The organism is Paramicrobacterium fandaimingii, assembly GCF_011751745.2.
Taxonomy (GTDB): Bacteria; Actinomycetota; Actinomycetes; order Actinomycetales; family Microbacteriaceae; genus Paramicrobacterium; species Paramicrobacterium fandaimingii.
The window spans coordinates 2347989-2369509 of the sequence record NZ_CP061170.1 but is presented as its reverse complement, the minus strand read 5'-3'; the positions used below and the strand labels follow the sequence as shown (position 1 = coordinate 2369509).

At 64.8% G+C, this 21521-nt stretch carries 16 protein-coding genes and 1 tRNA gene; 12 read left to right on the top strand and 5 right to left on the bottom strand.

What is annotated here, in order from left to right; translation table 11 throughout:
* Positions 1-49 precede the first annotated feature (49 nt).
* The 9 genes from HCR84_RS11415 (at position 50) to HCR84_RS11375 (ending at position 10457) form a co-directional block, all read left to right on the top strand.
* Entirely contained in the window at positions 50-1054 is a 1005-nt protein-coding gene (locus HCR84_RS11415) for a hypothetical protein (RefSeq protein ID WP_166980908.1), read from the top strand.
* 69 nt (positions 1055-1123) lie between these two features.
* Positions 1124-2254, top strand: coding sequence for a DNA polymerase III subunit delta' (locus HCR84_RS11410; RefSeq protein ID WP_166980909.1), 1131 nt, complete (start codon positions 1124-1126; stop codon positions 2252-2254).
* Between the two features lie 11 nt (positions 2255-2265).
* Positions 2266-3828, top strand: coding sequence for an alpha/beta hydrolase (locus HCR84_RS11405; protein WP_166980911.1), 1563 nt, complete (start codon positions 2266-2268; stop codon positions 3826-3828).
* A gap of 133 nt (positions 3829-3961) precedes the next feature.
* A tRNA-Thr gene (locus HCR84_RS11400) sits at positions 3962-4034 on the top strand.
* Between the two features lie 123 nt (positions 4035-4157).
* Positions 4158-6404: a heavy metal translocating P-type ATPase gene (locus HCR84_RS11395; protein ID WP_166980912.1), complete on the top strand. Its 2247-nt coding sequence runs from the start codon at positions 4158-4160 to the stop codon at positions 6402-6404.
* A gap of 54 nt (positions 6405-6458) precedes the next feature.
* Complete coding sequence (locus tag HCR84_RS11390; RefSeq protein ID WP_166980914.1) at positions 6459-7391, top strand: aldose 1-epimerase family protein; 933 nt, start codon at positions 6459-6461, stop codon at positions 7389-7391.
* A gap of 9 nt (positions 7392-7400) precedes the next feature.
* Positions 7401-8393, top strand: a complete 993-nt coding sequence (locus HCR84_RS11385) for a Gfo/Idh/MocA family protein (protein WP_166980915.1) — start codon at positions 7401-7403, stop codon at positions 8391-8393.
* Between the two features lie 42 nt (positions 8394-8435).
* Positions 8436-9845: a D-alanyl-D-alanine carboxypeptidase/D-alanyl-D-alanine-endopeptidase gene (locus HCR84_RS11380; protein ID WP_166980917.1), complete on the top strand. Its 1410-nt coding sequence runs from the start codon at positions 8436-8438 to the stop codon at positions 9843-9845.
* A gap of 12 nt (positions 9846-9857) precedes the next feature.
* Positions 9858-10457 carry an isochorismatase family protein gene (locus HCR84_RS11375; protein WP_166980919.1) on the top strand — a complete coding sequence of 200 codons (600 nt, stop codon included), beginning with the start codon at positions 9858-9860 and terminating at the stop codon, positions 10455-10457.
* Positions 10458-10498: 41 nt separating this feature from the next.
* On the opposite strand, the gene HCR84_RS11370 is transcribed toward HCR84_RS11375, so the two are convergent.
* The gene (locus tag HCR84_RS11370) at positions 10499-11941 is read right to left on the bottom strand and encodes a helix-turn-helix transcriptional regulator (RefSeq protein WP_166980920.1); all 1443 of its coding nucleotides are present in this window, start codon (positions 11939-11941) and stop codon (positions 10499-10501) included.
* Positions 11942-12104: 163 nt separating this feature from the next.
* On the opposite strand from HCR84_RS11370, the gene HCR84_RS11365 reads away from it, so the two are divergent.
* From HCR84_RS11365 to HCR84_RS11355, 3 genes are all read left to right on the top strand, one after another.
* Complete coding sequence (locus tag HCR84_RS11365) at positions 12105-13940, top strand: phosphoenolpyruvate carboxykinase (GTP) (RefSeq protein ID WP_195706731.1); 1836 nt, start codon at positions 12105-12107, stop codon at positions 13938-13940.
* Positions 13941-14393: 453 nt separating this feature from the next.
* The gene (locus HCR84_RS11360; protein ID WP_166980924.1) at positions 14394-14669 is read left to right on the top strand and encodes a hypothetical protein; all 276 of its coding nucleotides are present in this window, start codon (positions 14394-14396) and stop codon (positions 14667-14669) included.
* A 587-nt stretch (positions 14670-15256) separates the two neighbouring features.
* Positions 15257-16255 (top strand): putative Ig domain-containing protein, encoded by a 999-nt coding sequence (locus HCR84_RS11355; RefSeq protein ID WP_166980926.1) that lies wholly within the window; start codon positions 15257-15259, stop codon positions 16253-16255.
* A 499-nt stretch (positions 16256-16754) separates the two neighbouring features.
* Here HCR84_RS11355 and hpaD read toward each other — a convergent pair whose 3' ends face one another.
* From hpaD to HCR84_RS11335, 4 genes are read right to left on the bottom strand one after another with little or no spacing between them, the layout of a single operon-like run.
* On the bottom strand, positions 16755-17828 hold the full coding sequence (hpaD, locus tag HCR84_RS11350) for a 3,4-dihydroxyphenylacetate 2,3-dioxygenase (RefSeq protein WP_166980927.1): 1074 nt from the start codon (positions 17826-17828) through the stop codon (positions 16755-16757).
* 49 nt (positions 17829-17877) lie between these two features.
* Positions 17878-19380, bottom strand: coding sequence for a 5-carboxymethyl-2-hydroxymuconate semialdehyde dehydrogenase (gene hpaE / locus HCR84_RS11345; RefSeq protein ID WP_166980929.1), 1503 nt, complete (start codon positions 19378-19380; stop codon positions 17878-17880).
* An 18-nt stretch (positions 19381-19398) separates the two neighbouring features.
* Positions 19399-20097, bottom strand: coding sequence for a GntR family transcriptional regulator (locus tag HCR84_RS11340; RefSeq protein ID WP_166980930.1), 699 nt, complete (start codon positions 20095-20097; stop codon positions 19399-19401).
* Entirely contained in the window at positions 20079-21518 is a 1440-nt protein-coding gene (locus HCR84_RS11335; RefSeq protein ID WP_166980932.1) for a fumarylacetoacetate hydrolase family protein, read from the bottom strand. Before HCR84_RS11335 ends, HCR84_RS11340 begins: the two co-directional genes overlap by 19 nt.
* Positions 21519-21521: the final 3 nt, after the last annotated feature.

Here is a 21521-nt window from a genome sequence, read left to right as displayed (position 1 = left end):
CAACCCGTTCCACAGAGCTGCGCGCCGGCGGCGTGGCACGGTGTGAGGCATGACGACCACGCTCACGACACTTGCCGTTCCGCAGCCGAAGCTGCTTCTCACAGGACGGGGAGCAACGACACACGACGTCTCGCGCGCAATCCGTCGACAGTGCGAGTCCGGCGCGCTCATCAGGCTCGGCCGCGGTGCTTATCTCGCAGCATCCGAGTGGGCGGCCCTTGACGATCGCGCACGGCTCATCGCGCGGATGCGCGCGGTGCAGGCTCGCCATTCGACGCCGATCGTCTTTTGTCGAGACTCGGCAGCCGCGGTGCTCGACTATCCCGCTTACGGGTACTTCGGTGCGGTGCCGCAGGCAATCAGCAGACGACCACGCCAGTCGACGCCGGAACTTCGCTGGCACCGTGGCTCTCTCGACGATGACGAGATCGTTGAGGGCGACGGCTTCTTCATCACCTCGCCCGAGAGGACCCTGTGGGATATCGCGTGCGCGGCACCCCTGGCTCGTGCCGTGGGAATGCTCGATGCCGGCATTCGCACGCTGCGGCCGAAGGATGCTGCGGTGAGTGCACCGCGCGTTAGCAGAGAGCAGCTGCTTGAGCGCGTCTCGACGCGTTCCGGCAAGCGCGGTGCGGTGCGCGCCGCACGGTCGATCGGCTTCGCGCGAGACGGCGCCGACAGTCTCGGTGAATCACTCAGCCGCGTGCAGGAGTACCTGTTCGGGTTTGAGGAGCCGGATCTGCAGGTTTCGGTGAGTGATGCCGATGGTGAGATCGGCGTGGCAGACCAGTGCTGGCGCGACCACCGTGTGCTGGGCGAGTTCGACGGCTACGAGAAGTACACGCGCAACAGATATGCACACGGAACAGCGCCATCTGAGATCGTGTTCCGCGAGAAGGTGCGCGAAGACCGAATGCGCGCGACCGGCGGGGGAATGGCCAGGTGGCTGTGGGCCGATGCTCATGACGGCACGCGCCTCGCCGCGATACTGACGCGAGCGGGGCTGCCGCGCGAACCCCGCCCGCGTGAGAGCTGGCGAGGGATGCCGCACTGAGTGGTGCCTCGGATCGATTGACAGTCCGAAGCGACTCAGGTGTCTGGGGGCGAAGGTAGGCTATACGTCGTGAACGCATGGGACGATCTGACGGGGCAATCGGGTGCCGTCGAGATTCTGCGCTCCGCAGCATCCGGTTCGAGCTCGTCGATGACCCATGCATGGCTCATCACCGGGCCGCCCGGGTCAGGCCGCTCAAACATCGCGTACGCGTTCGCCGCGGCGCTGCTCAGCGGCGACCCAGACAGCGACCCGCAGACGCTCACCCAGGTCGACTCGCGCACCCACCCCGACCTGTCGATTCTGCGCACCGAGAATGTCACGTACAAGATCGACGACGTGCGCTCATTTGCAACGACATCGTACTTTTCGCCCTCGGTCGGGCGCCATCGCGTCATGGTGATCGAAGACGCCGATCGCATGACCGAGCGCACCTCCAACGTGCTGCTGAAGGCCCTTGAAGAGCCGCCCGAGCGAACCGTGTGGGTGCTCTGCGCACCCAGCGACGCCGACATGCTCCCCACAATTCGCAGCCGCGTGCGCACCCTGCGCCTCAGCATGCCGACAATCGACGACGTCGCCGCGCTTCTGCAGGTGCAATTAGGGGTGGATGCTGTCACAGCAGAACGTGCAGCGCGCCTCGCGCAGAGCCACATCGGCATGGCAAAACGGCTCGCCACCGACACAGACGCCCTCGGTCGCCGCGAACGCACTCTGCGCACAGCGCTGGCCATGCACAACGTCACCGATGCCGTCATGGCTGCCGCCGGCATGCTCGAGATCGCCGGTGATGACGCCAAGGCATTCACAGCCGAACGCGACGAGCTGGAGCGAGCAGGCGCCCTGCGCTCACTCGGCGTCGAGCCAGGGGGAACGGTGCCGCCCGCACTGCGCAGCCAGCTCAAGGCCCTCGACGACGAGCAGAAGCGTCGCGCCACCCGCAGCCTGCGTGATGGAATCGATCGCATCCTCGTCGATCTGCTCTCGCTGTACCGCGACATCACAATGGTTCAGCTTGGTCGCGACACGTCGATCATCAACCGTGAGTTCGCTGATGACCTGCGTCGCGCCGCCGACACAACGAAGCCGGCACGTACGCTTCACACGATGGATGCGCTCCAGCAGGCCAGAACGCGCATTGCAGGAAACGTCGCACCCGCACTCGCCCTCGAGGCTGCGCTGGTGACGGCAATCCGCTGAACGGGAGGACCATGAGAAAGAACCGCGCTCGTCGACTGGCTGTCGTGGCGTTTGCCGCCGCACTCGTCGTGCCCCTGAGCGGATGCTTCACCGCGTTCATCCCTCCCGCAGACGGCGAGATCTCGTCGTCAACGCCCAAGCCGCAGCCCACGACGACGGGTACGACGGCCGAAGAGTTCTACGCGCAGGACGTCGAGTGGTCAACGGACTCCTGTCCGTCGAGCTTCGAGTGCGCTACGGTGCGCGCGCCCATGAACTGGGACGACCCGGAGGCGGGCGAGATCGAGCTCGCGCTCATTCGCAGCAAAGCAACGGGCGACGCTCAGGGCTCGCTTCTGCTCAATCCAGGCGGCCCCGGCGGATCGGGCTACGACTTCGTCGCAGACAGCCTCGACTATGCCGTCGACGCCGACCTCAAGAAGAACTTCGACATCGTCGGCTTCGACCCGCGCGGTGTCGGCAGATCGACGGCCGTGACGTGCTATGGGCCCGCTGAAATGGACGAATACCTCTACGGGCTTCCCCAGAACACCGACGTCGGCAGCGATGCGTGGATCGACGAGATGACGACGAGTGCCACCGACTTCGGCACAGCATGCCTCGACAACACGGGTCCGCTGCTCGAATTCATCACAACTGTGCAGGCGGCGAAAGACCTCGACCTGCTGCGCGAGGTTCTGGGCGACAAGAAATTGAACTACCTCGGGTACTCGTACGGAACGTTCCTCGGTGCCACCTACGCCGAGCTGTTTCCCGACAAGGTTGGACGCCTTGTTCTCGATGGCGCCATCGACCCGTCGACGAGCAACTTCGAGGTATCGAAATCGCAGGCGAAGGGCTTCGAAGACGCATTGACCGCCTTTCTGAAGAACTGCATCGAGAGCAACAGCGAGTGCGCGTTCTCGGGCAGCGTCGACGACGCACGCGAGACGATCGTCGATCTGATCGAGTCGGTCGACGAATCGCCGTTGAAGGGGTCAGACGGCCGGATGCTCGGTGCGAGCACGCTGATCACCGCCATCATCCTTCCCCTGTACTCGGCTGACAGCTGGGAGTATCTCAACCTCATGCTCACCGACGTCATGGCGGGGGATGCCGGCAACGCGTTCTACTTCGCCGACCAGTACAACGGGCGCGAAGACGACGGGTCGTACAAAGACAACTCGACAGAGGCATTCATGGCGTACAACTGCCGCGACTACACCTACAACGCCGATCCCGCCACCATGGAGAAGCAGGCGAAGGAGATCAACGAGGTTGCGCCGGTCTTCGGACCGTACATGGGCTACGGCGACATCAGCTGCGCGAATTGGCCCTTCACAGATGGTGCCGAGCGCAACGAGATTCATGCGGACGGCGCCGACCCGATTCTGGTCGTCGGCACGACGGGCGACCCGGCCACTCCGTACAAGTGGGCGGAAAGCCTCGCCGAGCAGCTCGCCTCGGGGCAGCTCGTGACCTACGAGGGTGAAGGGCACACGGCATACAACAAGGGCTCGCAGTGCGTGAACGACGTTGTCGACGACTATCTCATCAACGGCACCGTTCCGGACGACGACCCGATGTGCTCGTAACGCGCTGACTCGGCCCGGCGCGATCTCGCGAGAACGAGATCTCGTCGGTGACGGGTCCCTCGCGTGGTCACGTGAGCCCTCCAGAACGTGTAATATGGGTCGCTGTGCGCGCACGTTGATTGTGCAGCGCCAGGCCGCCTTAGCTCAGTTGGTAGAGCGATTCACTCGTAATGAATAGGTCGTCGGTTCGATTCCGACAGGTGGCTCAACCAGAACCCCCTTCTCTCTGCGCTCGTGCAGAGAGGAGGGGGTTTTTCGTGTGCGCCGGCGGTGAAGGCCGACGGATGAGCACCACCATTTGATACCCGCGTTTGATACCCCCATGGGGTATGCGGTACTGTAGCGTCATGCAGCCAACGGGAAGTTATGAACTCGACGTCACCGGCATGACGTGCGCGTCTTGTGCCATGCGCATCGAAAAGAAGCTCAACCGCTTGGACGGCGTTGAGGCCAGCGTCAACTACGCGACAGAGAAGGCGCGCGTGAACGTTCCCGCCGATTACGACCCGCAGCTGCTCATCGACGAGGTCGAGAAGACCGGGTACGGAGCCGCGCTTCCACGGCAGAATAACGAGAAGGATGCCGAGGCAGACGCCCCGGACGTCGAGCTCACGAGCCTGAGGCAGCGGCTCATCGGCTCTGCCGTGCTGTCGGTTCCCGTGATCGTTCTCGCCATGGTTCCCGCGTTTCAATTCGTTTACTGGCAGTGGGCATCGCTCGCCCTCGCCGCCCCCGTCGTCGTGTGGGCCGGCTGGCCATTTCACCGCGCTGCCTGGATGAACCTGCGGCACGGCGCAGCCACAATGGACACGCTCGTATCGATGGGCACCATTGCCGCATTTCTCTGGTCGCTGTACGCGCTGTTCTTCGGCACGGCGGGCGTGCCCGGCATGACGCACGAGTTCTCGTTCGCGATCGAGCGCTCCGACGGCGCCGGCAACATCTATCTCGAGGTCGCCGCCGGCGTCACCACGTTCCTCCTCGCCGGCCGTTATGCCGAGAAACGATCGAAGCGTCGCGCGGGCGCTGCGCTGAGGTCACTGCTCGACATGGGAGCGAAGTCCGTTGCCATCGTGCGCGATGGCGTCGAAGGCCGCATCCCGATAGCGCACCTTGCCGTCGGTGATGAGTTCGTCGTGCGGCCAGGCGAGAAGATCGCCACCGACGGTCGCATCGTCAGCGGGCATTCGGCCGTTGACGAATCGATGCTCACCGGCGAGTCGGTTCCCGTCGAAGTGATGGTCGGCGACGACGTCACGGGGGCGACAGTCAACGAGTCTGGAGTGCTCACCGTGCGCGCCTCCCGCGTCGGCTCCGACACGCAGCTGGCACAGATGGCGACGCTCGTCGAGAATGCGCAATCGGGCAAGGCCGAGGTTCAGCGGCTGGCCGACCGCGTCTCGGGGGTCTTTGTTCCCATCGTGATCGGCATCGCCCTCGTCACCCTCGCAGTCTGGCTTCTGCTCGGGGCCGATCCCGTGGCCGCGTTCACCGCAACGGTCGCCGTGCTCATCATCGCCTGCCCCTGCGCGCTCGGGCTCGCCACCCCGACAGCGCTTCTCGTCGGCACGGGCCGCGGCGCCCAGCTCGGCATCCTCATCAAGGGGCCAGACGTTCTCGAGTCGACGAAGAAGGTCGACACGATCGTTCTCGACAAAACAGGAACAGTCACAACGGGAATAATGACAATAACGGATGCCGTCACCGCCCCCGGCGTCGATGCGCACGAGCTCGTGCGTCTCGCCGCAGCCGTGGAGAACGGCTCTGAGCACCCCATCGCCCGCGCCGTCGTGCGTGCAGCGGCATCCGCCGCCCTTCAGCCAGTGACGGACTTTCACAACGTCGAGGGTCTCGGGGTGCGCGCAACAGTATCCGGACGCGACGTGGCGGTGGGGCGCGCGCGGCTGATGGTGCAACTTGGCTTCGCTGCAGACGACGCCGTCACCGCGGCGACCGTCGATGCGGAAGAGCGGGGGAGCACAGCGGTGCAGGTCGGCTGGGACGGCCACGTGCGCGGTGTGCTCGTGATCGCCGATGCCGTGAAGCCCTCGAGCGCCGCCGCCGTCGCCCAGCTGCGCGGCCTCGGGCTCGACGTCGTGCTGCTGACCGGCGACAACGAGACGGTCGCAAGGCAGGTGGCCGACCAGGTGGGAATTACGCGGGTGCACGCCGACGTCATGCCGGCAGACAAGGTCGACGTCGTCGCGTCGCTGCAGAGTGACGGCCACGTTGTCGCGATGGTCGGCGATGGAATCAACGACGCCGCAGCGCTCGCGACCGCCGATCTCGGGCTGGCCATGGGCACGGGTACCGACGTCGCGATGAACGCCGCAGATATCACTCTGGTACGGGGCGACCTGCGCAGCGCGGCCGATGCCATTCGTCTTTCACGCCGCACGCTCGGCACGATCACGGGAAATCTCTTCTGGGCCTTCGCCTACAACGTCGCCGCGATTCCGCTCGCCGCCCTCGGCCTGCTGAACCCGATGCTCGCCGGCGCGGCAATGGCGCTGTCGAGCGTATTCGTCGTCGGCAACAGCCTTCGCCTTCGCCGCTTCGCGTCGGCCGCCCACTGACGCGTCGGGGTCACCGGCTCGTCGAGCGGCAGCATCAGCGTAGGCTTGTGTGACATGAGCGCACCGTGGAATCCCACAGGCACCAGCTTCACCGTCGCCCGCGGGCCCAGCTCGCTTATCGTCACCGAGGTGGGAGCGACGCTGCGCGATCTCGTGCTCGACGGCGTCCGCGTCGCCGAGACCTTCGCCGAAGACGCCGCGCCGACATCATCGCAGGGCGCTGTGCTCGTGCCGTGGCCCAATCGCGTGCGCGATGGCCGGTGGACGCTCGAGACCGCAGACGGTCAACGCACAGTTCAGCAGCTCGACCTCACCGAACCCGCACGCCACAACGCCTCGCACGGCCTGCTGCGCACGCAGGGCTACGTCGTCAGCGACTCGGATGCCGCAAGCATCACGCTCTCGGCCGCCATCCATCCGCAGCGCGGCTACCCGTTCAGCGTGGCAACGTCGGTGCGCTACGCGCTGAGTGACGCCGGGCTCACCGTGACGCACACCATCACCAACCACGGTGCAACGGCCGCTCCCGTCGGCGTCGGCACGCACGGCTACTACCGCATCGGCGACATCGACACCGACGAGCTGACCCTCACGAGCTCTGGCGCCGCGCTTATCGAGGTAGATGAGCGCATGAACCCGGTGCGCACCGTGCCCGTGCCCGAACACAAAGAGCTCAGGGCAGGCCGACGCGTCGCAGAGCTCTCGCTCGACGACGCGTATACGCAGCTTCACGTCTCGGCCGACCGCGTGGAGCATGAACTGGCCGCCGACGATGGCCAGACCGTGACGGTATGGGCTGAAGCGGCCTTCGCGTGGGTGCAGTTCTACACGTCCGATCGCGTGCGCGGCGACGGCACTCGTTCCCTCGCCATCGAGCCCATGACCATGCCCGCAGACGCCTTCAACAGCGGCGACGGTGTGGCGTGGGTGCAGCCGGGCGACACATGGACCGGGTGCTGGGGAGTGACATACCGCGCGACCCAATAGGCTGTCGTCATGTCGACACCGCACGCACTGCGCTGGGGCATCCTCGCCCCCGGAGGAATTGCCCGCAGCTTCACCTCGGATCTTCTGCTGAACGGGTTCACCGTCGCCGCCGTCGGCTCGCGATCTCTCGAGCGTTCTCGCGCCTTTGCTGAGGAGTTCGGCATCGCGCGTGCGCACGGTACGTACGCGGAGCTTCTCGCCGATCCCGAGGTCGATGCGGTGTACGTGGCATCGCCGCACAGCTTTCACTCCGAGCAGGCGACGCGTGCCCTCACGGCGGGCAAGCACGTGCTCGTCGAGAAGCCCTTCACCGTGAACGAAGACGAGGCACGCGGCATCGTCGAGCTGGCGGAGGAGCGCAGGCTCGTCGTGCTTGAGGCGATGTGGACCCGCTACCTTCCGCATATGCGGCGCGTGCGCGAGGTCATCGCCGAAGGCACTCTCGGCGAGATCGTCGCCGTCACGGCCGATCACACGCAGCACATCGATGTCGGCCCGCAACATCGCATGATGGACCCGAACCTCGGCGGGGGAGCGCTTCTCGATCTCGGCATCTACCCGCTCTCGTTCGTCGTCGACGTTCTCGGACTTCCCGCCCGCATCGACGCGACGGCGCAGCTGACAGCCACCGGCGTCGACGCTCAGGTCTCTGCCGTGCTCAGCTACGACACCGGGGCGATGGCGACGACGTTCAGCTCGCTGCGCGGGGCGGGCCCCAATCAGGCAAGCATCATCGGCACAGACGCGCGTATTGACCTCGACCGCGTCTGGTACACCGCCACGTCATTCCGCACGACAACGACGGCCGGCGATGTTCTCGAGGAGTTCACAAGCGAGGTGAGCGGCAGGGGAATGCACTACCAGGCCCTCGAGCTCGAGCGCCTTGTCGCTGCAGGCGAGACCGCAGGCAGCATCCTCTCCCCACGCGAGTCCGTCGAGATTATGGGAGTGCTCGACGAAGTGCGTCGGCAGATCGGCGTGATCTACCCAAGCGAGCACTGACGCCAGGCGTGCTCGGAGGTGCCACCCGCTAAAATCAGAGGCGTGTCCAGCAGCCCTCCTCGATCCTCGTGGCGTCGGCGCACCCTCTGGGTCGTCGGGGTGATCGGCGCTGTGCTTCTCGCCGGTGGCTCACTCGCGGCCGGAACCGTGTTCGAGAACCCGGCAGCCCTCGCGGCCAGTCCTACCGCAACGCCGACGCCAACGCCGACCCCCGACCCACGGCCGGTCGCCGACTCGCCCGTGCCTGCCAACGGCATTCGCCAGTGCTCCGTCGCCGACGCGGCATCCGACCCGCTGCTTCACACGCTGCAGGCGCGCGTGGTCAACGCCCAGACGGGCGAGCTGCTCTACGACCGAGACTCGACGCATGCCGCCGCCACAGCGAGCAACCTCAAGCTGGTCACCGCCGCAGCGGCGCTCGAAACCTTCGGCCCCGACTACCGCATCGCCACACCCGTGATGGCGGGCAGCGAACCTGGAACGATCGTGCTCGTCGGGCAGGGCGACATGACGCTCACGCGTCTGCCGACCGGGCAGGAGTCGGTATACCCCGGAGCCGCCCACCTCGATGCCTTGGCCGCGGCGACGAAGAAGGCGTGGATGGATGCCGGTCACACCGAGCCCATCACCCGCATCATCCTCGACAGCAGCGCCTTCACGGGCGAAACCTGGCTTCCCAGTTGGGACACAAAGGGAATGCGCGAGGGCTACCAGTCGCACGTGACCGCGCTGCAGGTTGACGCCGACCGGTTCTACCCGGCAAACGAGTATTCGCCGAGGGGGAGCGATCCCGTTGCCCGGGCCGGAGAGGCCTTCGCGTCATACTTCCCCGGCGCGACAACTGTCGTCGGCACGGCACCAGCAGATGCTGGCCAGCTCGCCTCCGTTGAGTCGCCGCCTCTGAGCGCGCTCGTCGAGTACATGCTGCTGTACAGCGACAACCCGATGGCCGAGTCGCTTGCACGCCTCGTCGCCATCGAAGAAGGCGCGGGCAGTACGTTCGACGCGCTTGCCGAGGGTGTTCCCGCGGCGCTTGACCCTCTCGGAATCGACACGAGCGACCTCACGATCGTAGACGGCTCCGGGCTCAGCGCACTGAACGCCGTTCCCAACAGCTTCTTCACGAAGCTGCTGCGCGGCATCGACCTCGGCGAAATCGACATGCCGTCGATTCTCGAGGGACTGCCGGTCGCGGGCGAGACGGGCACATTGCGCTACGACAGCCGATTCTCAGGGGACGCCGAGGTGGCGACCGGGCACGTGAAGGCGAAGACCGGGTGGATTCAGACGGCGTATACGCTGTCAGGTGTGATCGACGCCGATGATGGGACGTCCCTGATCTTCTCGATCTACGCGCTCGGAGACGAGCCGCTGCCGTACACGACCGCCCACGCTGTGGACATGTTGGCCACCGCCTTTTATCGTTGCGGAAACGCCCTGTCGAATTTGTGAATTGGAGTACCAGTGACGCGCGCATTGCTGATCATCGATGTTCAGAACGACTTCACGGAAGGCGGGGCGCTCGGCGTGTTCGGCGGAGCCGATGTCGCCCGCAACGTCACTCGATGGCTGAACCTCGCCTCCGCGCGCTATGGAACGGTTGTCGCCTCGCGTGACTGGCATAACGCGACAGACGACAACGGCGGCCATTTCGCGCCAGACGGAGCAGAACCTGACTTTGTCTCGACGTGGCCCGTGCACTGCGTCGCCGACACCCCCGGAGCCGAGTACCATCCGGCCTTTGATACGTCGCCCGTTGGCATCCACGTACGCAAAGGCCAGGGCGTTCCCGCGTACTCGGCGTTTCAGGGCACAACAGACGAAGGCCGCACCCTGCTTCGGGCGCTGACGGAGGCTGGCGTCACCGAGATCGACGCGGTCGGCATCGCAACGGATCATTGCGTTCGAGCATCCGTTCTCGATGCCCTTGACGCAGGCATGCACGTGACGGTGCTGACCGATCTGATCGCCGGCGTCGCGGCCGGACCAAGCGCAGCTGCCCTCGATGAGATGGCCGTGCACGGTGCGACCCTCACGAAATCAAGCGAGGTTCCGACCGCGTAGCTCGGCGCTGTTGCTCGTGGGAACGTGACGGTGCCCGCGTCTTACTCACTCATCGCGTGACGGTCGAGAAAGTCGTACACCTCGTTGTCGTCGACACCGGGGAAGCGGCCAGAGGGAAGCGGAGCCAGCACCTGCGTGTGCAGCCGTGCACTCGGCCACGACTTGTCTCGCCACTTCTCGGCAAGCTCGTCTGAGGGGCGCTGGCAGCACGACTCGTCCGGACACTGCGACTCCGCGCGGCGCTGCGTTTCGCGCCCGCGGAACCACTTAGCCTCATCGAAGGGAACACCAACCGAGATCGAGTACTCGCCAGCGGTCGTCGACCCCGTCTGCGTCGAGCACCAGAACGTTCCCACCGGGGTGTCCGTGAACTGATACTGCTCCGTGGTTCGGTTGCGGCGGGCGAATGCCGAACGGGCACTCCACTTGCGACACACGCGCTGCCCCTCGATGGAGCCGGTGACGTCGCTGGGCAGAGGGATGCTGTCGTTCTCGTAGCCTTTCTGCAGCATCCCCTCATCTGTCACCCGCAGAAAATGCAGTTTCATGTCGAGCTGCGACGTGGCGAGGTTGGTGAGACGAAGGCCCGCTGCCTCGTGCGTCACACCGAAGGCGTCGCGAAAGTCTTCGACGGCGAGATTGCGGTTCTTCTTTGCCTCGCTGAGAAAGGCGACGGCCTTGGTCTGGGGCATGAGGCAGCAGGCGGCGAAGTAGTTGATCTCGAGACGCTGCGTTAGAAATTGGGCGTAGCTTGTGGGTACGGTGTGCCCAAGCAATCGGTGCGCCATCGCCTGCAGTGCCATTGAGCGGAGTCCGTGCCCGCCGGGAATGGACGCGGGCGGCAGGTAGATGCGACCGTTCTCCAGATCAGTGATCGAGCGCGCGGAATTCGGCAGGTCGTTCACATAGAGCAGCTCAAAGCCGAGCTGCTCCGCCATGATGCCGACCGTGCGGTGGGTGAGGGCGCCCGTTGAGTGCCCTGCCGCCGTCACCCGTTCTTCGGCGACCTTCTCGATGTCGGGAAGATAGTTGTCGCGGGCGCGCATCATCGCGCGCAGCTCGGTGTTTGCCCGCCGTGCTTCTTCCGGCGTCGCGATTGCCTCTGACGCGCGGCGCTGAAGCTCGCGGTGCAGCCCAACTATCGATTCGAGCATGTCATCGCTCAGACCCCGATTCGGCTTCACCATCGGCAGCCCGAGTGTTGAATAGAGCGGGCCGGCCTGAGCGTCGAGCAGCTCCAGTTCGAGGGCAGCCCTTCGTGACGGCGGTTCACGCGTCAGCAGGTCTGTGAGGGGCACGTTCACGGCGTCGGCGATCGCCGTGAGCAGCGACAGCTTCGGCTCCCGCTTGCCGTTCTCAATGAGGGAGAGCTGGCTGCCTGTCACGCTCACTGCGGAGCCGAGGGCATCGAGCGTGAGCCCAGCCTGGGTGCGAAAGTGGCGGACACGGTGCCCGAGGGTTGCGAGGTCGCTCGATGTGGCCATGATTCAACAGTATCGCAAAAATCCACTTTCTTGACATGCGTTATGACGTAGATAACGTCGAACCATGCCTCAATGTGGAGATAGGACATGTTCTTGACACCGCTCGGAGGCGAAAATGTCACTCGCAGAATTCATCGGACAACGAATCAACGAGAGTGAAACGATGAACGACGGCGGTGCTGTCGATTCCACCTCGTCTCGGCCAGAGAATCTGAGCGGCCTTGACGCGTTGCGCGCATGGGTCGATGAGGTTGCCGAGCTGACCCAGCCAGACGACGTCGTGTGGTGCGATGGCTCTCGCGGAGAGAACGACCGCCTCACCAAGCAGATGGTCGCTGAGGGCAAGCTCATCAAGCTCAATCCGGAATGGCGACCCAACAGCTACCTTGCCCGCTCGACGCCGTCAGATGTCGCGCGCGTCGAGGCGCGAACCTTCATCGCGAGCGAGACAGAAGAGGATGCCGGTCCCACCAACAACTGGGCCGAGCCGACCGAGATGCGCGAGACCCTCAATCGCGTCTTCACCGGCAGCATGCGCGGTCGCACGATGTACGTCGTTCCGTTCTCGATGGGCCCGGTCGGGGGACCGCTTTCGCAAATCGGCGTTCAGGTGACCGACTCGGCGTACGCCGTCGTCTCGATGAGCATCATGACCCGAATGGGCGACGACGTGCTGAACCTCATTGCCGACGGGGCATCCTGGGTCAAGGCATACCACTCGGTCGGCGCGCCGTTGGCGCCGGGCGAGCAGGATGTCGAATGGCCGTGCAACGACGAGAAGTACATTGTGCAGTTTCCCGAGAGCCGTGAGATCTGGTCGTACGGCTCGGGCTACGGCGGAAACGCGCTGCTGGGCAAGAAGTGCTTCGCCCTGCGCATCGCGAGCGTCATGGCACGCGACGAGGGCTGGCTCGCCGAGCACATGCTGCTGATTCGGGTCACCGATCCGAATGGGCGGGCGTACCACGTCGCCGCTGCCTTCCCCTCCGCCTGCGGAAAGACAAACCTGGCAATGCTGCGCCCGACGATTCCCGGCTGGACGGTCGAGACGATCGGAGACGACATCGCATGGCTGCGTCCGGGCGACGACGGCCGACTCTGGGCGATCAACCCCGAGGCCGGCTTCTTCGGTGTCGCTCCGGGAACGGGTGAGTCGACGAACGTCACAGCCGTCGAGACGCTCTGGGGCAACACGATCTTCACGAACGTGGCTCTGAGAGACGACGGGGACGTGTGGTGGGAAGGGCTCACCGACACACCGCCCGATCACCTCATCGACTGGGAAGGCAACGACTGGACACCCGCGTCGGGTCGCCCCGCGGCGCACCCCAACTCCCGATTCACCGTCGCCGCGGCACAGTGCCCGCAGATGGCGCCCGACTGGGAGGCTGACGGCGGAGTTCCGCTTGACGCGATCCTCTTCGGCGGTCGCCGCGCAACGAACGTTCCTCTGGTTGTCGAGGCATCGGACTGGAGCCACGGCGTGTTCATGGGAGCGACGATCTCGAGTGAGCGCACCGCCGCTGCCGAGGGCACCGTCGGCGAGCTTCGCCGCGACCCGTTCGCGATGCGCCCGTTCTTGGGGTACAACATGGCCGACCACTGGTCGCACTGGCTCTCCATCGGATCGAAGCTTCGCTTCGATCGTGCACCGCGCATCTACCAGGTCAACTGGTTCCGCAAGGGCGACGACGGCCGCTTCCTGTGGCCGGGATTTGGCGAGAACTCGCGCGTTCTCGATTGGATCGGCGCTCGCCTCTCTGGTCAGGTCTCGGCAGAGACGACGCCGATCGGACGCCTGCCGCAGCTCGATGACATTGACCTCACCGGTATCGACGTCGCACGCGACGATCTCGAGGAGCTGTTCTCTGTCGATCGCGAAGGCTGGCTCGAGGAAGCCGACCTCACCGAGGAATTCTTTGAGCAGTTCGGCACAAGGGTTCCGGCGGCGCTGCGGGCCGAGCTTGAGGCTCTGCGCTACCGGCTCACAAAGGAGTAGCACGCTACCGCGGCGCGCGCCGGGGGACACAGTGCGCGCGCCGCGGTCATTCCCGCCAGTGATGGGGAGGTGGGCCGGAAGAGCGCCGTGGCCGGACGATTCCGGAACACCTCCTCGCTCCTGGAGCGAGTGACGACGGGCGGCACATGCCAGTGGGGCGTGCGTGTGCCGCCCGTTTTGCTGTGTCGATTTGCCCAGCCGACGTGAGCCACTTATGAGGTGCTAGCACTTGTGCGTGAACCCCGTTCAGGGGGCAGACGAGCGACAATGCGCGGAGTAGCGTTGTGTGCGGCCGTTTCAAGCAGCCGGCCGCCTCTCTCACCCCAGGGCGATTCATCTTGATGATTGCGATATTTAGGGCGGTGGCGACACCGGCGTACTTTCTTCCCGCGCGCACTGCTCGACAAACTGACATTCACTCACAATTATGACTGCAGGCGCGGAGGAGTTTCGATGATGGTGTCGACGTTTAAACGAGGGTTCGTAGTTGGGACTGCGGGAGTTGTCGCTGCCGCGCTTTCGGCTGCTGGGCCGGCCGTCGGTATCGGCATCGCTCCGGCGTTTGCCGCCGACCCCGTTTTGGTGGAACATACTCACGAGGTTTCGGAGCCCGGGCAGGGATTCTGGACTGTTCCTGCAGGAGCGACCGAGATTACGGCGACGCTTGCTGGTGCTTCAGGTGAAGACGATTTTTTTCGGGAAGCGCCGGCGGCACTGGCGGTCTCGTGACCGTAGGCCTCGATGATTCCCTTGCGGGCAGCAGTCTTGGCTATGTTGTCGGTGCGGTTGGAGGGGGCAGCGAACCCCGCGATGACGGACGTAGCACCCAAGCTGGCGGTGGCGGCACCGCGCTAGCGAGCGGATCTGTTCTCCTTTCCGTCGTGGGTGGCGGCGGGGGCGGTTCACACGAGAAAATAGCGTCATCGAGCAACTCGGTCAATGGGGGTGCCGGTGGTGTTGCAACAATACCGGGGGTCGGAAACGGCGAGCGAGGAATAGCAGGCCAGGATGTTAATTCGCATGCACCCGGTTACGGCGGCACCAACCTCGGCGGTATCGCAGCCCCCGACGCGGTTTACACGGGCTCCGATGTCTATGGAGGATCTGCCGGTGTGAATGGTCCTCCGCAGGTGGATGCTGCGGGAAATATTATGTTGAGCCCAGGCGGCACGGCGGGATTTGTGGGCGGCTCTGGTGGTTCCGGCTATGCAGGTGGTGGAGGCGGAACGTGCGACGTCGGTGAATTATTTCCGGACACCATTTTTGATTATGGTTCGGGTGGCGGTGGGTCCGGCTACCTGGCTGACAGCCCAATTGTGAGCTACATTGCCGGCACTGCTGGCACGAATGTTGGTGCCGGATCAATCACGTTCACGTACTTGCTTCCGACCGTGCCGACAGTGAACGATGTATCGGCGAATGTCGCGTATAATGCGGACGCGACGCCGATTGCGTTGAACACAGAGGGCGCAGAAACGGTTAATGTGGTCACGCCGCCGCAGCACGGAACGGCAGCAGCGTCAGGCTCCGATATCTCGTACACGCCAGGGCCCGGTTTTCACGGCACGGACAGCTTCACATACTCGGCGACGAACGAGATCGGTACAAGTGTCAGCGCGACGGTTTCGATCACCGTTGCGGCACCGGATTTGACGGTGTCCCATTTGGGCGCTGACCACGCGGTACAGGGGCAACCGTATGAGACGCAATTCATCGTCGATGGCGGTACGGGGCCGTATTCGTTTGACATCAGCGGGGGCCTCCCGGACGGACTGACCCTTGATGCTGAAACCGGCATTATTGAGGGAACCCCAACGACATCCGGTTTTGCCGAGGTTGCTGTCACGGCAACCGATTCGAGTACGCCGACGCCGCTTACCGCGACGACGACGTATGAAATGCAGGTGTACAGCAACGTCATCAACGCTCCGGACACCGCGATGGAGGGTGACACGATTGAGGTCAGGGGTGAGAACATCATGCCCGGCGACTACACGATTGTGCTGCGCTCAGACCCAGTGACCTTGGGCGACGTAAGCGTTGCCGATGACGGCATCCTTTCGTTCTCGGGGACAATCCCGGCAGACACGATCGTGGGTGATCACACGATCGAACTCGTCAGGGCAGACACCGTGATCGGATCAGCCACGATCGAGGTCACTGCGGCGCCTGTGCAACCTGGTTCGCCTGCGGACTCGACAGACGCTGCACTACCCATGACAGGAACCGACGCAGCGCCTCTCGCCGCCATCGCGCTCCTGCTGCTGCTCGGCGGTGCCGCTTTGCTTCTGGCCAGACCACGCAAAGCGATATGATCCTGGTGGTGAGTAGCAGCATCCGTTGCGATGCGTGACGCTCACCAGCGGGGCGTGCGTGTTCCTCCCGTTTTGCTGCGCCTGCGGCCGAGATCGAAAGCGGCATTGTCTACGCGAACTGAATGAGCGCGGAGCCAGTGAGTTGGTGGCTCTCTGTACCGTTGCTCGCGGATACCGAGATGTTGAGTCCTGCTGAACCAGACGTGCTCGGAAGGGGAAACGCTGACGGCCAGGTGCTCGTGGCTCGGACGATGCATTGGTCCCCAGTGTCACCCGGCGCCACCGTATGGTTGCCCGGCCACCAGTTAGTTGACCGTGTTTGACGGCGCAGATGCGAGGGCGATGACCGGAACCGACCACGCTCCCGCCGTGAGAACAGACCGCCGATTGATGTTGGACGCGTGGTGTTCGCGCGCATTCTGCATAACGTGCGAAGCCTATGAGGGGAGATGTGCGGCGATAACCCACTGTTCAAGGGCTGCGATTGTCGCGCAGCGGCTCAGAGCGTATTGCCGAGCTTGAAGCCCTTCTCCTCATCGTCCTTGCGGGTGTACGAGAAGCCGTCGGCGCCGACCGTCACGGCCATCTCGCTTGGCTCGTCACGAACGATGAGCGGCTGCGGGTTGCCGTCGAGGTCGAGCACTGTCGAGGCATCCGTGTACCAGCTGGGCACAACCGGGTTGCCCCACCAGTCACGACGCTGGTTGTCGTGCACATCCCACGTGACGCGAGGGTTGTCCGGGTCGCCCGTGTAGTAATCCTGCGTGTAGATCTCGACGCGGTGCCCATCGGGGTCACGAAGGTAGAGGTAGAACGCATTCGAGACACCGTGTCGGCCGGGGCCGCGCTCGATGTGGTCAGACATGCGCAGAGCGCCGAGCTTGTCGCAGATGGCGAGAATGTTGTGCTTCTCGTGCGTGGCGAACGCGACGTGGTGCATGCGCGGCCCGTCTCCGCCCGTGAGCGCTGTGTCGTGCACCGTCGACTTGCGGCGCACCCACGCGGCATACACCACGCCGTCTTCGTCTTGAATGTCTTCGGTCACGCGGAACCCGAGCTCTTCCATGTACGTCACGCCGCGCGGCACGTTGTGCGTCACCTGGTTGAAGTGGTCGAGGCGCACGAGCGAGCCCGGCGTGTACAGGTCGTAGCGCCAGGCGAGGCGCTCGACATGCTCCACCTCGTAGAAGAACTCGTATGGGAAGCCGAGCGGGTCTTCGACGCGAACCGCGTCGCCGATGCCCTTCACGAAGCCGTCGCGACGGCGCTTCGTGCGGCATCCCATCTCGTGGTAGTACGCCTCGGCCCGGTCGACGTCTTCGGGTGTGCGCACGCGGTACGAGAACGCGGCGACGGCGGCTTCAGGGCCCTTGCGTAGCACGAGGTTGTGGTGAATGAATTCCTCGAGGCTGCGCAGGTAGATCGCGTTGTCGTCTTCTTCCGTGACGGTGAGACCGAGCACATCGACGTAGAAGTCGCGTGAGCGCTTCAGGTCTGTGACGACGATCTCCATGTAGGCGCAACGCAGGATGTCCGGCGCGGGCACCGAGGGGTGCGGGATTTTTTCGAGCATGTCAGCTTCCTTGCCTGAGTCTTTCGATGAGAACTGTGTGTCGAGTCGGTCAGCTGGTGCCTTGCGCGCCGAAGCGTGCCGTGTGCACATCGCCGAGAGTGATGTGCACAGCCTGCTGGTCGGTGTAGAAGTCGATGGAGCGGTAGCCGCCCTCGTGGCCGAGGCCCGAGGCCTTCACGCCGCCGAACGGGGTGCGCAGATCGCGGACGTTGTGGGAGTTGAGCCACACCATTCCGGCGTTCACCGACTGTGAGAAGGTGTGGGCGCGCGTGAGGTTCTGCGTCCACACGTAGGCGGCGAGGCCGTAGCGCACACCGTTTGCGAGCTCGAGTGCCTCCTCGTCTGAGTCGAACGGCGTGATGGCGACGACCGGTCCGAAGATCTCCTCCTGGAAGATGCGTGCGGAGGGCTTGACGTCGGCGAACACCGTCGGTGCAACGTAATTTCCGTGTTCAAGGCCCTCGGGGCGGCCCCCTCCGGCGAGCAGACGCCCTTCGGTCTTGCCGATCTCGACGTAGCTCATCACCTTGTCGAAGTGCTCGGGGTGCACGAGAGCGCCCACCTCAGTTTTCGGATCGTGCGGGTCGCCGACGACGATGTTCTTCGCGCGGGCGGCGTAGCGCTCGCAGAAGTCGTCGTAGATGGAGCGCTCGACGAGAATGCGGCTTCCCGCCGTGCAGCGCTCGCCGTTCAGCGAGAACACGCCGAAGAGCGTCGAATCGATCGCCGCGTCAAGATCGGCGTCGGCGAAGACGATCGCGGGGGACTTGCCGCCGAGCTCCATTGACATGCCCTTGAGATTGGGGGCACAGTTGCCGAAGATGATCTCACCCGTCTTGCTCTCGCCCGTGAACGAGATGAGGGGAACATCGGGATGCTTCACCAGCGCATCTCCGGCATCCTCCCCGATTCCGTTGACGAGGTTGAACACACCGGTCGGCAGACCGGCCTCTTCGAAGATGCCGGCCCACAGGCTCGCGGAAAGCGGCGTGAATTCCGCCGGCTTCAGCACGACGGTGCAGCCCGAAGCCAGCGCGGGAGCGAGCTTCCAGCTCTCGAGCATGAACGGCGTGTTCCACGGCGTGATGAGTCCCGCGACGCCCTTGGGCTTGCGATTGACGTAGTTGATCTGGCGGCCGGGAACCTTGTAGGCATCGTCGGCCTGCGCGACGATCAGGTCGGCGAAGAAGCGAAAGTTCTCTGCGGCGCGCTGCGCCTGGCCGAGGGCCTGCGTGATCGGCAGCCCGGAGTCGAAGCTCTCGAGCTCGGCGAGCCGAGCATCCTGCGCCTCCACAGCATCCGCGATTTTGTTCAGAATGCGCGCACGGGCGCGCGGCAGCATGCGCGGCCAGGGTCCGTTGTCGAACGCCTCTTTCGCGGCGGCGACGGCGCGGTCAATGTCTTCCTTCTTTCCGGATGCCGCGGCGACGTAGTTCTCGTTCGTCACCGGGTTGAGGACGTCGAACGTGTCGCCGGAGATGCTGTCGACGAATTCGCCTCCGATGTAGTGGGTGATGCTCGACGGCAGGTTGTCGGGAACATGATGGCCCATGATTGTGCCTCCTTCTCGTTAAGACGAATGCGCGGGCTTGTGCGCCTGCTGGTACGACGTGAACGCGTCGAGCGTCGCCAGACGGTGGTTTCTGGCGGCGAGCTCGATGTCGAGGGGGTCCGCCCCCGATTCGATGAGCGCGAGGATGCCCTCGTGCTCGGCAACGGATTCGCGGGCGCGCCCGGGGACGAAGCTGAATGTGGAGTCGCGGAGCGCGCGCATGCGGTTCCAGCCGCGGTGCACGAGATCGAGAATGTGCGGGTTGGGGCAGCCGTCGTACAGAATCTCGTGAAACTCCTTGTTGAGCTCTGTGAAGCGGTGCGGATTGAAGTCTTCGAGACTTGCCACCATGTCGTCGTTGACCGTGCGCGCCCGCGCCAGACGCTCGGGCGTCATGAGGTGAGCCGTCAGCCGTGTCGCCGCGCCCTCGATGATCGCGAGCGACTCCATCGTGTGTACGTATTCGGTCACCTCGATCATGGCGACCTGCGCCCCGACGTTGCGCTCGAACGTGACGAGGCCCTCGGCTTCGAGGCGGCGGATCGCCTCGCGCACGGGAACGACGCTCACGTCGAGCTCGCGGGCGATCTGCCCAAGCACGAGACGGTAGCCGGGAACGTAGCGTCCGTCTTCGATGCGCGAGCGGATCCAGCGGTACGCGCGCTCCGACTTGCTCGGCGTGCGCTCGGCCTCGGGGTTCAGCGTCGGGAGAGCCATGCTGCGTACCGGTCCTTCCACTCGTCGTTCATGGGGAAGAGTCCCTCAATTCGCTCACCTGCGGCGACCATCTCGGCGATGAACACTTCGCTCTTCTCCTGCTCGAGCGCAGCATCGGCGACCTCGGCAGCGAGGGCGGGAGGAATGACGATGACGCCGTCGTCGTCGCCGACGATGATGTCGCCCGGCTGCACGGCGGCCCCGCCGCACGCGATCGTGATGTCGGTGTCCCACGGAACGTGGCGGCGGCCGAGCACGGCCGGGTGGGCTCCGTTGTGGAACGTCGGCATGTCGAGGCCGGCCACCTCGGCAAAGTCGCGAACGCCGCCGTCCGTGACGACGCCGGCCGCTCCGAGCTGTTGGGCGCGCAGCGCGATCACATCGCCGAGCGTTCCCGTGCCCGTCTCGCCGCGCGCCTCCATGACCAGAACGTCGCCTTTCTCCAACGAATCGACAATGCGCTTCTGCGCGTTGTAGCCGCCGCCGTGGCTCTGAAAGAGATCTTCGCGGCCTGGAATGTAGCGCAGCGTGCGCGCCCGCCCCACCATGCGCAGGCCGGGACGTGTCGTTGTGACGCCGTCGATCGACACATTGTTGAGGCCGCGCTTGCGCAGCTGAGACGAGATGGTTGCCGTGCCGACTGATGCGAGTTTTTCGCGCAACTCGTCTGTGAGAACCGGGGTGAATCCGGCGGCCTCGGGGCTGCCCCAGGCTGCTTCTCGCTGAGCATCCGTTGCCTTCGGCTTCTCGCCGGCGTCGGTGAACGGCTCGCGGCCCTCGACGACTGTTGTGGTGAGGCGTCCCGTACTCGGAGCACCCGGCGCCGTCGGAGCATCCACCTCAACCTCGACGGTGTCGCCTGGCTGCACGACGGACGAGCCCGCGGGGGTTCCCGTGAGAATGATGTCGCCAACGTGCAGCGTCATCATCTGCGACAGATCGGCGACGATCTGGCCGAAGGGGAACAGCAGCCCTGCTGTCGAGTCGTCTTGCGCGAGCGCGCCGTTCACCCAGGTGCGCACGCGGATGGCGGCGGGGTCGATCGCGTCGGCAGGGATCACCTCGGAGCCGAGAGGCGTGTAGCCGTCACCGCCTTTCGACCGCACATTCGACCCCTTGTCTGCGGCGCGGAAGTCATAGAGCCCGAAGTCGTTTGCCGCGGTGACACCGGTGACGGCCGCCCATCCCTCGTCGGGGGAGACGCGGCGCACGTCGGTGCCGATGATGAGGGCGATCTCGCCCTCGAAGGCGAGAAGCTCGGTTCCGATGGGACGTTCGATCGTCTCGCCAGAGACGCTGAGCGACGATGCTGGCTTGAAGAAGTACGAGGGGTGGGCAGGAATGCGGCCTCGCTGCTCGGCACGCGAACGGTAGTTCAGGTGCACGGCGATGATCTTCGGTGCGGTCACCTCGTGAGTCATGAC

Excerpts from the sequence above, each read along its gene's own strand:
- HCR84_RS11370 (WP_166980920.1), bottom strand. The coding sequence starts at position 11,941 with ATGGCCACATCGAGCGACCTCGCAACCCTCGGGCACCGTGTCCGCCAC.
- HCR84_RS11405 (WP_166980911.1), top strand. The coding sequence starts at position 2,266 with ATGAGAAAGAACCGCGCTCGTCGACTGGCTGTCGTGGCGTTTGCCGCC.
- HCR84_RS11340 (WP_166980930.1), bottom strand. The coding sequence starts at position 20,097 with ATGGCTCTCCCGACGCTGAACCCCGAGGCCGAGCGCACGCCGAGCAAG.
- HCR84_RS11395 (WP_166980912.1), top strand. The coding sequence starts at position 4,158 with ATGCGGTACTGTAGCGTCATGCAGCCAACGGGAAGTTATGAACTCGAC.
- HCR84_RS11360 (WP_166980924.1), top strand. The coding sequence starts at position 14,394 with ATGATGGTGTCGACGTTTAAACGAGGGTTCGTAGTTGGGACTGCGGGA.
- HCR84_RS11365 (WP_195706731.1), top strand. The coding sequence starts at position 12,105 with ATGAACGACGGCGGTGCTGTCGATTCCACCTCGTCTCGGCCAGAGAAT.
- HCR84_RS11390 (WP_166980914.1), top strand. The coding sequence starts at position 6,459 with ATGAGCGCACCGTGGAATCCCACAGGCACCAGCTTCACCGTCGCCCGC.
- HCR84_RS11415 (WP_166980908.1), top strand. The coding sequence starts at position 50 with ATGACGACCACGCTCACGACACTTGCCGTTCCGCAGCCGAAGCTGCTT.
- HCR84_RS11335 (WP_166980932.1), bottom strand. The coding sequence starts at position 21,518 with ATGACTCACGAGGTGACCGCACCGAAGATCATCGCCGTGCACCTGAAC.
- HCR84_RS11385 (WP_166980915.1), top strand. The coding sequence starts at position 7,401 with ATGTCGACACCGCACGCACTGCGCTGGGGCATCCTCGCCCCCGGAGGA.
- hpaE (WP_166980929.1), bottom strand. The coding sequence starts at position 19,380 with ATGGGCCATCATGTTCCCGACAACCTGCCGTCGAGCATCACCCACTAC.
- hpaD (WP_166980927.1), bottom strand. The coding sequence starts at position 17,828 with ATGCTCGAAAAAATCCCGCACCCCTCGGTGCCCGCGCCGGACATCCTG.